This is a genomic window from Chitinophaga sp. 180180018-3 (genome assembly GCF_037893185.1).
Lineage (GTDB): Bacteria > Bacteroidota > Bacteroidia > Chitinophagales > Chitinophagaceae > Chitinophaga.
Window position 1 is genome coordinate 166,165 of sequence record NZ_CP140772.1, and the last position, 12,659, is coordinate 178,823.

The following is a 12,659-nucleotide window of genomic DNA, read 5'->3' on the forward strand; positions in this document are numbered from 1 at the left end:
ACTCACGATCAAAGTAAATGCATATGAAAAATAAATCACTGAAATATATATGGGCAATACCGCTGGCGGCAGTTTTTGCCGGTGGCTGTTCCAAATTTGAGAAAATCAATACGAACCCCAACCAGACAACACAGGTAACGTCCGGGATGCTGGCCACCAACATGATCCTGTCGATCACAAAGTCGGATATCAGCTCTGCCAAAAGTTTTATGCAGCCTTTTCTGCTAAGTAAATATCTTACCTGGGGAGAAGGACAGGAGGGTTTCCAGTATAATAAATTAGGCCGCTCCGGCTTCGGACGAATGACCCTGCTGAAAAATGTGCCACCCATGATCGGTTACGCGCAGGACGAAGGACAACGAACCTCTTACCGGGCACTGGGGCACTTTATCCGCGCCTGGCAGTTCTTCCAGACAACCATGCAGGTAGGGGATATCCCTTATTCGCAGGCAGTGAAAGGCGAATCAGATAATATCATACAGCCGGTATATGATAAGCAGAAAGATGTATTCATGGGAATACTCAATGAATTGGATAGCGCCAATATACTGTTCGCAGGTGGAGCAAACTTCGACGGAGATCCTATCTACAATGGAAAAGCAGATAACTGGCGTCGTCTTACAAATAGCTTCGAACTGCATGTGCTGATGAACCTGTACCGGAAAACAGCTGATCCTGATCTGAAAGTAGTGAGCCGATTTGCGGATATTGTTGCTAACAGGCCACTGATGCGTAATTACCAGGATAACCTGGCGCTTACTTACAAGGCCACTGCCGGGCAAAACTATCCCTGGTCCGACGTGCCTGCAGGCTCCGGCAACTCCTTTGTTAAATCAAATTACACAATGCTTTCAGCTACCCTGATCAATCCCCTGAAAGCGCTACAAGACAAACGCCTGTTCTATTATGCGAAGCCATCTCCGGTAAAAATTGCAGCAGGCAAATCGATGACCGACTGGGATGCCTACGTTGGTGCGGAACCATCGGATCCTTTTCCGGCTTTGCAGACAATGAGGGTTTCCAAAGATTATTCAGATCTGAATAACAGGTATGTAAACCTCGTGAATGCTGAACCGGTAAGTGTATTCAGCTACCAGGAGCTGCAGTTCATTCTGGCAGAAGCTACCCTGCGTGGCTGGATTTCCGGTACACCTGCACAAAGCTACTATACAGCCGGTATTACCAGCGCAATGAAATTTACAGCAGCTTATACACCCGATGTAGAAGACTACCATCACAACATGAAAATAGATGACAGCTATATTCAGTCGTATGTCACGAGTGTTGCACTGGCAGGCAGTTTCCAGCAACAGCTGTCGCAGATCATTACGCAAAAATACCTGGCGGGTTTCCTGCAGGGGTGTAACTATAACGCCTGGTATGAACAGCGCCGTACAGGATATCCCGTATTCGTGCTGAACAGCAGTACCAACCTGAATATCCCTACTACCAGTTTCCCGGTTCGTTGGTTGTATCCCTCCAATGAATTGAGTTATAACAATGCCAACCTGGATGCTGCTATCCAGCGGCAGTTTGGAGGCAGCGATAATGTGAACAGCGTGATGTGGCTGTTGAAAGATTAAGCGAGATGTGAGTGCGCCCCGGGATATGCTCCCGGGGCTCTTTGTATCAGTTCTCTCTGATATAAAGAGAATTCATACCATCGGGAAAGTCGTTTTACAGGCGGAAGCAAGGAACAATACAATGGCAGCCGCAAGGATAGATTTTGGCAAGCCCATGATTTGATCTGTTTAATTGATGTTATAGCGTGGCAGACGAGGTAAAAGTTACAGTAATCAGGCAGGATATAGAGTGGGATAAGGGGAGAAAATGCCATGTGACGTGAAAACACGTCAGTCAGATATTTGAGAGAGGTACAAAACAGGCGCCTTAATTCACTACCTTATTGGCGCAGCTGCTGCTGGCGAAAGCTTCTGGTTTGGCTTTAAACGCAAAGCCCATACCCAGGATATAGCCCATTGCTTCACGCAACGCCAGATTACTTTTGAACTGTGGGTTAGTATTGATGTCGGCATGAACTTCCATGTCTACATCATACTCAGTAAAGAGATCACACAATTCATAAGCGATCTCGATACTTTTAGCTACTTCTATCAGCATACGTTCCTTGATAGAGTAGCGGTCTTTGGTCTTCTCATTATGGATAAACATAAATCCGCCGTGGCCCTCCCTGAGGAAAACAATCACGGTTGCGAACTCCGTATCCAGTCCTTTTACCTGTGAGTCAGTGCCGATGCAAACTTTGAGCTTATAACCGTTAGCGGTTTCGCGCACAATAGCCTGCCTCACTTCTTCCTTCACCGGAAGGTGGATGACCTCTCCATTAAATCTTCTCCATTGCATAAAATGTATAGTTAAAGGGTGAACATGCGTAATGGGTTACGTTGCAATGCCTGTCTGATGAAGTAATGCCATGCGATCAAGGGTCAACAAGATGGAATCAGTTCATTGGGTATAACAACAATATTCACGAATATACGAAAAAGCTGTTAGTTGTAACTAACAGCTTAATATTAAAAATCAATTAACGTTTTATAAGTATATAGCCTAAAACTGGCCAGTACTGAGTAAAACGAGCGTGCAGGCTTCTACAGGCTGAATATTGTGCTCCCTGGCAATTTCTTCCAGTTCCGGATTTTCTGCACCGGGATTGAAAATAATACGTCGCGGTTGCAACTGCAGTATATAATCGTAATACTCCCTTTGAACAATCGGATTGAGATACATCGTTACCGTATCCACTTTTTCCAAAGGAGGATGTTCAGTAATAACAGGTATGTCGCCGATAGCTGCAGCGCGATTACCAATGGCTACTACCGGATGTCCCTTGGCAGTAAGCCTGTTCACCGCCATGTTACTGTATCTTTCAGGGTTGGGAGAAGCTCCCAGCACCACAGTGAATTTCTTTTCATTGCTAGTTTCCATATCGCTAATTTACAAAATCTGTATGACCAGACCGCAGTTGTAAATGAGCTACAATATCGCTGAGGGCCTCCTGAATAGCCGGAAACCGGAATGCAAAGCCCGCCCGCAACGCTTTCTCCGGAAGCACCCATCTGCTTTTCAGTACCAGTTCTGTTTCGGTGCCAATCAATGCAGCGCCCATTTTCAGCAACGGTGTTGGTGCCGGTAGCCCGAATGGCGCGCCCACGGCCTGTCTGACTGCCTGCATGAAAACCTTGTTCGGTACCGGGCCTGGCGCGGCGCAATTAAAAACTCTGGAGGGCTGTTCATTATCATATAACCATTCCACCATCCTGCACACATCCGTTATATGCACCCAGGAGCACATTTGCCGGCCATGCCCCTGATAGCCTCCCAGTCCACATTTAGCAAGCCGGAGGTATGGATGCATGGCGCCACCCGGCTGCCATCCGAGCGCAATGGCAATACGCAGTACTATTTTGCGGGTATGCGGCAAATCATAGGCATCAAATGCTGCTTCCCATTGTTTGCACACCTGTGTGGAGAAATCATCCACCATTTCTCCATTATATTCGTTCATGGCCCTGTCTTCCGCATGACGGTAAATGGTGGCGCTTCCCGCATTGATCCATAATGCCGGTGGGTATTTCAGTTGCTGAATAGCAGCGCCCAGCGCTCTGGTAGCATTAACCCTGCTATCCATAATCAGCGCTTTATTGGCAGCCGTATACCGGCAGTTTACACTCCTCCCGGCAAGATTGATCAGCATGTCGGCTTTTTCCAGGCAGCTGGCCCAGCTTCCGGGATGTACGGCATCCCATTGTACATGGCGTATCCGGTTTGTATCCGGAAGCAATTGCCGGGTGAGTATGGTGATGTGATTATGCCGACTGAAGTAGCTGGCCAGACTGCTGCCCAGAAATCCGGTTCCCGCAGCAATCACAATATGTTTGTTTTTCATTTTTGTTTTTTATATTCAGAATTTTCAGAAAAAAATGAAAATTTGATGCAAAAAAAATTACTTAATGAGTTTGAGCAAACTGCTATAGAACCAGCTTTCTTCTGATTTTATGAATGCACTGATGGTTTTATCAGTCTGCTGGGCAAACTTGGTAATATTGGAGATGGAATCTTTGAAGGCTTTCATCTCTTTGTCTTTCGGATTGCCTTCCGCCTGTTGCAGTTGCAGCAGTACTTTCATGATCGGATCCAGCTCGCGTTTTTTCCTTTCACGGGCAATATAGGTGGCTACTTTCCAGATATCTTTTTCTGCTACGAAAAACTCCTTTCTTTCGCCAGGAATAAGGATACGTTCCACCAGTCCCCAGTTGATCAGTTCCCGGACGTTCATATTGGTGTTACCGCGGGAAATGTTCAATTCTTCCATGATATCGTCTGCGCTCAGAGGATCAGGCATCACCAGCAACAGCGCGTGAATCTGGGCCATCGTACGGTTAATGCCCCATTGGGCGCCAAGTGAGCCCCATGTTTGAATAAACTGTGCTTTTGCTTCCACTAAATTCATGTAGGTCTAATTTATTATAGCGTTGACAAGATACTGCATCAAATGTATGCCAAGTTTTTGAACTTTCAAAAGTTAATGAAACATTTTACGGCAGAATGACGTAGCGGGCGAGGGATACGGCAGGGTTTTACATAAAAAAAGGCGGAGTACTCACTCCGCCTTTCATATAGCTATTATAATTCTTTTATACCAGCATTGTTACCGGATTTTCCAGGAAGCCTTTCAGCGTAGCCAGGAAACGTGCGCCTACCGCACCATCGATAGCTCTGTGATCACAGCTCAGGGTCAGCTTCATGATATTAACGACCTTCATCTGGCCTTTTTCAATCACAGCAGTTTCTTTAATACCACCTACAGCGAGGATAGCAGAATCCGGTGGATTGATAATGGCAGTGAATTCGTCGATACCCAGCATACCCAGGTTGGAAATGCTGAAAGTGTTACCACTGAATTCGGGTGGCTGCAGTTTTTTGTTCTTGGCTTTATCGTACAGGCCTTTAGCTTCTGTAGCAATCTGGCTCAATGTTTTCTGGTCCGCGAAACGGATAACAGGTACAATCAGGCCATCTTCGATCGCTACCGCAGAACCGATGTGAATATGCTGGTTCTCACGGATGAAATCGCCCATCCAGCTGCTGTTCACCGCCGGATGCTGGCGAAGAGCCATCGCTGCGGCTTTGATCACCATGTCGTTGAAGGAGATCTTAACCGGAGAAATTTCATTAATGACTTTGCGCGCCTCCATGGCCTTATCCATGGCTACATCTATTTTCAGATAGAAGTGAGGTGCAGAGAATTTGCTTTCGCTGAGGCGTCGTGCAATAGTCTGACGCATTTTGCTCAACGGAATATCTGTAAAGCCTTCCTGACCGGCAGGTACAAACGCAGCAACTGCAGGAGCAGCACTGGATGCAGCAGGAGCTGCTACTTTAGCCGCAGGAACGAAGGTGTCTATATCTTTCTTAACAATGCGGCCATTGTCGCCGGAACCAGGAACCTGGCTCAGATCGATGCCTTTCTCCTCAGCCAGCTTTTTAGCCAGCGGAGAGGCTTTGATACGGCCATCGGTATTACCGGATGCTACCGGGGCAGCAGCTGCAGTGGTAGCAGGTGCGGCAGCCTGAGCAGGTGCGGCAGTTGCCGATGCAGCAGGAGCGCCATTTTCGGCAGCCAGTATAGCGTCTACATTGGTGCCTTGCTTGCCTACGATGGCGATGATGCCATTCACTTTAGCAGCATCTCCTTCTTTTACACCGATATATAATAAAGTACCGTCGGCATAACCGATTACTTCCATGGTTGCCTTATCAGTTTCCACTTCCGCCAGTACATCATCACTTTTTACTGTGTCGCCTAGCTTCTTGTTCCAGGCAACTATTTTACCTTCTGTCATGGTGTCGCTCAGGAGCGGCATACGGATAACAGTAGCATTTTTCAGCGCTTCTTTGAGGGCAGCGTCATCAGCCGGTGCAGCAACAGCAGGAGCTGCCTGTGGTGCTGGTGCCGGAGCAGCAGCCGCCGGAGCAGGAGCATCTTTTTTACCTTCAAGCAGAGAAGCGTAATCTTCTCCCGGTTTACCTACAATGGCAATAATCTCATTAACCTTAGCTGCTTTTCCTTTTTCAACACCTATATAGAGGAGGGTTCCTTCAACGTACCCCATCACTTCCATTGTTGCTTTATCCGTTTCCACTTCAGCTATAACGTCGTCTGCCTTAACTGTATCGCCCACCTTTTTATGCCATTCCGCAATCACCCCTTCCGTCATCGTATCGCTTAAAAGGGGCATTCTGATAACTTCTGCCATAGTGTTTTATTCAAAATTTTGCTCAAACCTACAAGTTTTTGCGCAAAAACGCAAAGAAGGAATTGTAAACCGTTTAAAAATATCTATACCTCGTTAATATTTAATCAGCGCCACCACCATTAGAAATCCAGCTCCATATTAAGTCTGTCTTTCAGCTCTTTTACCAGCGGATATTTCTCAGCCATTTGCTGGAATTGTTCCCGGCTGGAAAGAGGAGCCGGACCAATATCCTGTGTCTGCTGCGATTCATCCAGCTGCAGGGTCAGCACGATGGTGGGATTGTTAAATTTTTTCTTCAGGAAGTCAGCTATTACCAGCTTTTCTTCCTCCATAAACCGGAACTGTACGATATTCCGGCTTACGATGCCTATTTCCGCCGCTCCCAGCAATTTTAGCTGTGCCAGCTGCAGATTACTTACTACAGTCATTTTATTGGCCTGCCGGTACAGATCTATAAATTCATCCCAGTACACATGGAGTGCGCCCAGGGTAAGAGGGATGGTCTGTAGCTGTGTGGTGTTCGTTTGTTTGGCAGCCATGGCTTCTTTCATCGCTGCAAGGCCTGTCAGTTTGCCTGCTGCAGCTGCCTGCTGATTGCCGGCGGGAGGCGGAGCGGGCCTGGTGGCAGCAGCCCCGGATGCCGTTTGTGCCGGCGGAGTGTTTACGGGAGCTGTTTGCGGTATGTTTGCGGCCGGAGCACTGGTAACGGGTGCCTGAGGTGCCCGGTTATCAGATGCAGGGGGAGCTGTAACTGCCGTTGCTGCCGGGTTGCCGGCAGTTGTCCCATTCGCCACAGCTGGCGCGGGTTGCTGAGCCGTAGGCTGACTGGGCGGTGTTTCCACCGTCAGCCGGGCGACTGGTATGCTTTCCGTAGTGGCGGGCTTTTCTGCGATGGTACGGGCGGTAACAGGTTGGGCCGCCCGCAGCTTCTGAGGAGGAGCTCCGTCAGCTACCAGTTTTTTTTTTGCTATTTCTCCATTACCATCGTCGCTCACCAGGGTCACGGCCTGTTGCAGATAACAGAGCTTGATCAGCGCCATTTCTACGTGCAGCCGCTTATTGCGGGCCATACGGTAATTGATCTCGGTATCGTTCAGCAGGTGCAGTGCGGTAATCAGCCACGCCGGACTGATCTGCCCGGAAAGCTGCTTGTACCGGTCTTTCAGATTTCCCGATACTTCTACCAGGTGCAGGGCTTTATCTTCTTTACATAACAACAGGTTACGTAAAAACTCAGCCCACCCGTTCAGGAAATTATCTCCTTCAAATCCTTTCTGTAAAATTTCATCAAATAAAAGCAGGGCATTGGCTATATCCTCCTGTAATACTGCTCCCATTACCCGGAAGAAGTAATCGTAATCGAGTATGTTCAAATGCTCCAGGGTATTCTGATAGGTAAGATGGCCGCCGGTGAAGCTGACTATCTTATCCAATGTGCTCAGCGAGTCGCGCATACAGCCGTCTGTTTTCTGCGCCACCAGGTGAAGCGCATCAGGTTCGGCCTGTATGTGTTCTTTCGTGCAGATCTCCTGCAGGTGATCTACCGTGTCCTGAATAGTGATCCGTTTGAAATCGAAAATCTGGCATCGGCTCAGAATAGTCGGTAATATCTTGTGCTTTTCTGTGGTAGCCAGAATGAAGATAGCGTAAGATGGAGGCTCTTCCAGTGTTTTCAAAAATGCGTTGAAGGCAGAAGAACTCAACATGTGTACCTCATCTATGATATAGATCTTGTACTTTCCGGCCTGCGGGGCAAACCTGACCTGCTCCACCAGCGTACGGATATCATCTACTGAGTTGTTGGATGCGGCATCCAGCTCGTGGATATTGAAGGAACTTCCTTCATTAAACGATTTACAGGAATGACACTCGTTACATGCCTCCCCATCCGGCTGCAGATTTTCACAGTTAATGGTTTTGGCCAGGATACGGGCACACGTGGTTTTCCCTACTCCGCGCGGACCGCAAAATAAAAAGGCGTGTGCCAGCTGGTTATTGCGGATGGCATTTTTTAAAGTGGTGGTAATATGTGCCTGTCCTACTACTGTTGAAAAGTTCTGTGGACGGTATTTACGGGCTGAAACGATAAAATTCTCCATATAACTGCTACGCTTTCGGGAGCGTCGAAAATACGCACAAATTCAGTAAGAGAAAAATGCACGGCTTTAAGAACGCTTATCCCGGATTGTTATTCGCTGGCTCCAAAGTTAATACAAATTCCAGGTACGACTTTTTTAACAAGATGACACTGTTATTAAAATGTTCCATGATGGCCGAACAGATCTCATGTAACTCCTGTATGGCCGGATAATCAGGCACCATATCCATTCCGTGCAGGAAGGTATTGTTCTGTTCTCTGAACCAGGCGAGCTTCACGGCCATTTCCGGCGGAAAATCTTTCAGCAGGCCGGCAGCGGACAGCTTTTCCACCATTTCCTGGAATTTCCGGGTTTCTGTCGACAGTTCCCCGAAGAGTACCGGCACGGAAGGAGAGTCCTGCTCTCCATTGTTAAATACCTGGCTAATGCAATGTATGATACGGAATACCTGCTCATTCAGCTGCAGCCCCATTTCCTGGTAACGGAGCACTTCTGCATATTTTTCTTTCACCAGTGCGGCAGTATCCTGATTTAGCTGTGCAGCTTTGGTATAATGATAACGGAATGCATCCTGGTCATGTTCTTCAAGCCATGTCATTTCTGAAGTTACTTTTTCTGACAGCATCCTGGCCAGCTGCCGGGCCCTGGGCATACTGTATTTTTGCCCGTCGAATTCAAAATAATTTGTCTGAAACTGACCACTACTGATAGCCTGTAAGGTTTCCGCATCCTGCCGGTCCCGGAAGAATGAACGCATCCGCCACACTACATCCGGATGATAGAGCGTTTGAAGGTTCCGTTCCTGCATCTCTTCCGGGGGGAGCTGCAATGGTTGCCTGGAGTACAGGTCACTGAATGGCCGGTTGTCGTAGTAATCATTGAACATCCTGGGATATTCATATTGCTGATGCCGCCGGGCCAGCTCTGAGATATACGCTGCCGGCGCTATGGCTGCAAACTGAATTGCCTGTGGCTGCGGGGTCAGACGATATACCCGCGCCGTCATCTGTTCCTGCAATTTCTCCGGGATATTGAACAGGCGCCAGGCGCTGTCGGTATTAATACGGCAGCTGATATCTGCCTGTATATAATGCGCTTCCCTGGCTTCCCTCGACAGATGGGAGGTCCACTGCTCACGCAGTTGTACGCGGCTTTTCAGGAAGTTGTGGAAATAATTGTCTGTGATAACCGGCAGGCCGGCGGCATCAGGTTCCAGGTGGTATTGTGCTGCATAATATTGAACCAGCGCGCGTTGTACCGTGAAAATATTGGAGAACCGGAGTGTCTGGTCTGACAGTTCAGATAATTTATGAAAACAATGATCCAGGCAGTATCCTGCCATCTCCACCCTACGCAGGCTGCTGGTGGCGATCGCGGAACTGCTGAGGCCAACTGCAATGGTATCTGCATAAAACTCCATCTCACGGCTCAATTCCAGGTACTGCCGGTTGATCATCGCATAGATCTTCCTCAGTACATATTGCATCATATTAAGTATCCTCGTGGTGATACGCGCAAAGAACCCGAACAGGCCACCGCCATACCGCCACCGGTGCTCTGCTTCCTGCCACCGGTCGTTCTCATACAGCATGTTGTACAATATCTTGTTCACCGAATAGATGTAACTGCCCAGTTTCATACTCCGCTGCGAAAAATGCGCAAACTCAAAAGCCAGCAGCATCTTGAATTCGCTGATATTAACGCTGTTGATCAGCCCCAAACCAATTTCCAGGTTTCTGTGCCCCGGCCGGAATAAACTCCGCAACCCGGATTGGTAAAACACGTTGGCGTTCATATCCGGAACAATGAATATCTTCTCCGGGAAACGAATACGCATGTCTTTCACCAGCCTGGCTACAAAGTCGAATACGCCGGGCTGATTATCCGCGAATATCTCAATGCGGTAGGGATTGGCCTGCTGATGCCTGTTAAAAAGAAATTTTGCGAGAAAAAATAATACCATCACCCCGGGCAAAGTAAGGCAAAGCCCCAGTACGCCCGTAGTCCAGGCAGGATTGGTATGAAATAACCATATACCCCCTGAAATCAATACAACAGCCAGGGCAAGGGCTGCAAGCAGTAAAACCACGTAAAGAATGAAGAACAACACAACATAACCGAGCGCTTTCACTATTTGTTGCCTAAACAATAACGTGGGTGCTGCGAATGCCAGATCCGCATTTTCAGGGCATTCAGGATACAAGCTGGTCATAATAATCTCTGGTTAGATACAATCAATCCAAACAAAGGAGTTTAAATGTAGCCAATATTCAGCAACTAATAAGCTGACTTTGTGTTACCATATGAATATATGGTAAATGGGAATAGCAGCTGCTATGGGGTGTTTTCCGGACGGAATAAGAAAAGCGGGCATTTGCCTGCTTTTCTTATAATTATCTTGTATTACCCTATAAAAGGGTGCCTTTCATAAGGAGCTGTTCGGTCAAACAGGTAGCGATAGGTAGTCAGTTGTCGGGAGATGTCGGCACCCAGGTTCTCCACCACATTGATCATCTTGGGATTGAAATCGCCAATCCACTGCATTTCGTATTCCTGGTAACCGAGTTTGTCGCCCTGGATAACTTTAGATCCCTCCACTATGATGAAAGAATCCACGCCTTTGGCCTGGAATTCCGGTACAACGCCGAAAATGATCCCGGTCATTTTCTTGCAATAGCCGGTTTTTTTGAGCCAGAGGAACTTCAGTTTTTGTAACAGGCCGAACTGACCATTCATGTGTTTGATATACTGATTCAGGTCCGGCAGGTTCAGCCAGATGGCTACCGGTTCGTCATTGTAATAGACAAACCAGGCGATTTTTTCATCCAGCAAAGGTTTCATTTGTTTGAACAGGGCCAGCGCCTGCGCTTTCCCCATATCTTTTCCTCCGGCATGCTTTGCCCATGCCTTGTTGTATACCGTACAGAAAGCATCTGCGAATTTTTCCAGTTCGTTTTTCCGGATATGCATTGCTTTAAACGCAGGATCGGCAGCGATGGCCTTATGCCGGTCGTAGAACCGTTTTGGCAGCTGCTCGCTTACTTTCATGCCATAGCAAAGCTGGTTAAAGAAGAGCCTGAACCCATATTCCTCAAATAAACGGATATAGTAAGGAGGGTTGAAGTTCATGCTGTACAAAGGCTCATGAAATCCCTTTGTGAGCAACCCCCACCAGTTGTTCCGTTCACCGAAATTGATAGGGCCGTCCATGGCGATCATTCCCCTTTCCGCCAGCCATTGTTTACCGGTATCGAAAAGAAGATTGGCTGCCGCCTGGTCGTCGATACAGTCAAAGAACCCAACCCCGCCCACAGGTCCGGGGTCGTCTTTCGACCTGTACTTCTTATTTACAAATGCTGCAATGCGGCCAATAAGGCGGCCATTGTCATCTTTCAAAATCCATCTGCTGCATTCACCATGACGGAATGCCTTGTTGTGCTCCCGATCAAATACGCTGTTGATGTCCTTATCCAGCGGCCTTATCCAACCTGGTACATCTTTGTTTATTACGATATGCACCTCTAGAAACTGCCTGGCTGTTTTTTCATCTTGTACAATTATCAGTTCCATTCGTGACCATTTGCGCAAATGTAATAAAAAGCTTCATTGGCACTATTTTTTCTGTCGCTCACTTTATGAAAAGAAACTATGTTTATCCCCTCGTTATAGTAGTGCTGGTGGCGGTTTTTAGCCTTGGATACTGCCGGCAGCAGCAAACGGTCCGGAGGGTGCTGGTTGAAAATCAACGTCTTTGGAACGAAAATCGGGATCTGCGTAAAAGCCTGGAACAATCCTCGGCTGTCACCAGCCAGATCACCGGCCGCCAGGAAATGCAGCAACGCACTGCCGGACAGTTTGTGGAACGCAGGGCCTATTACCGCCGGAACTGGCAGCAGTTTATTGCAGTAACTGCCGGCGATTACCGCACAGGTTTTCTTGGCGGCATCAGGGATCTCCAGATTAATGTGAAAAACCAGACGGAATATCCGCTGGATAATGTGGTAGTGCAGGTAACCTATCTTCGCAATAATAATGATGTTTTCAAGACAGAAGAATACACGATTACCAATATTCCGGAAAAGGGCAGCAGAAGCATTCCTGCCTCCAACAGCCGTAAAGGCAGCAAAGTAGAAGTAAAACTGCTCAGCGTTACCAGCCAGCCAATGAACTTCTGCTGGTCCGTCAATAAGCCTGTACCCCCCAATAACCCCGATCCATTCGAATGCGTGCCGTCGGCGAAAACTAATCAGTAATTTAGCGATACTGAAAAGCAATGCTAAAA

10 protein-coding genes are annotated in these 12,659 nt (G+C 47.7%); 2 read left to right on the forward strand and 8 right to left on the reverse strand.

Annotation, left to right across the window (positions count from 1 at the left end):
- The first annotated feature begins 23 nt into the window (after positions 1-23).
- Positions 24-1,583, forward strand: a complete 1,560-nt coding sequence (locus tag UNH61_RS00710; protein WP_326990183.1) for a SusD/RagB family nutrient-binding outer membrane lipoprotein — start codon at positions 24-26, stop codon at positions 1,581-1,583.
- Positions 1,584-1,890: 307 nt separating this feature from the next.
- Here the strand turns inward: UNH61_RS00710 and UNH61_RS00715 are convergent, their stop codons facing one another.
- The 8 genes from UNH61_RS00715 to UNH61_RS00750 form a co-directional block, all read right to left on the reverse strand.
- The gene (locus tag UNH61_RS00715; protein ID WP_326990184.1) at positions 1,891-2,364 is read right to left on the reverse strand and encodes a ribonuclease H-like YkuK family protein; all 474 of its coding nucleotides are present in this window, start codon (positions 2,362-2,364) and stop codon (positions 1,891-1,893) included.
- A gap of 204 nt (positions 2,365-2,568) precedes the next feature.
- Positions 2,569-2,946 (reverse strand): CoA-binding protein, encoded by a 378-nt coding sequence (locus tag UNH61_RS00720; RefSeq protein WP_326990185.1) that lies wholly within the window; start codon positions 2,944-2,946, stop codon positions 2,569-2,571.
- 4 nt (positions 2,947-2,950) lie between these two features.
- Positions 2,951-3,907: a TIGR01777 family oxidoreductase gene (locus tag UNH61_RS00725; protein ID WP_326990186.1), complete on the reverse strand. Its 957-nt coding sequence runs from the start codon at positions 3,905-3,907 to the stop codon at positions 2,951-2,953.
- A gap of 57 nt (positions 3,908-3,964) precedes the next feature.
- Entirely contained in the window at positions 3,965-4,471 is a 507-nt protein-coding gene (locus tag UNH61_RS00730) for a MarR family transcriptional regulator (protein ID WP_326990187.1), read from the reverse strand.
- A gap of 184 nt (positions 4,472-4,655) precedes the next feature.
- Positions 4,656-6,278, reverse strand: a complete 1,623-nt coding sequence (locus tag UNH61_RS00735; protein WP_326990188.1) for a pyruvate dehydrogenase complex dihydrolipoamide acetyltransferase — start codon at positions 6,276-6,278, stop codon at positions 4,656-4,658.
- A 119-nt stretch (positions 6,279-6,397) separates the two neighbouring features.
- Positions 6,398-8,377, reverse strand: coding sequence for a DNA polymerase III subunit gamma/tau (locus tag UNH61_RS00740; RefSeq protein ID WP_326990189.1), 1,980 nt, complete (start codon positions 8,375-8,377; stop codon positions 6,398-6,400).
- Positions 8,378-8,453: 76 nt separating this feature from the next.
- Positions 8,454-10,589: a M48 family metallopeptidase gene (locus UNH61_RS00745; RefSeq protein ID WP_326990190.1), complete on the reverse strand. Its 2,136-nt coding sequence runs from the start codon at positions 10,587-10,589 to the stop codon at positions 8,454-8,456.
- A gap of 191 nt (positions 10,590-10,780) precedes the next feature.
- Positions 10,781-11,947, reverse strand: a complete 1,167-nt coding sequence (locus UNH61_RS00750) for a hypothetical protein (RefSeq protein WP_326990191.1) — start codon at positions 11,945-11,947, stop codon at positions 10,781-10,783.
- 65 nt (positions 11,948-12,012) lie between these two features.
- Here UNH61_RS00750 and UNH61_RS00755 point away from each other — a divergent pair, with 65 nt between their 5' ends.
- Positions 12,013-12,630 (forward strand): hypothetical protein, encoded by a 618-nt coding sequence (locus UNH61_RS00755; RefSeq protein ID WP_326990192.1) that lies wholly within the window; start codon positions 12,013-12,015, stop codon positions 12,628-12,630.
- The last annotated feature ends 29 nt before the right edge of the window (positions 12,631-12,659 follow it).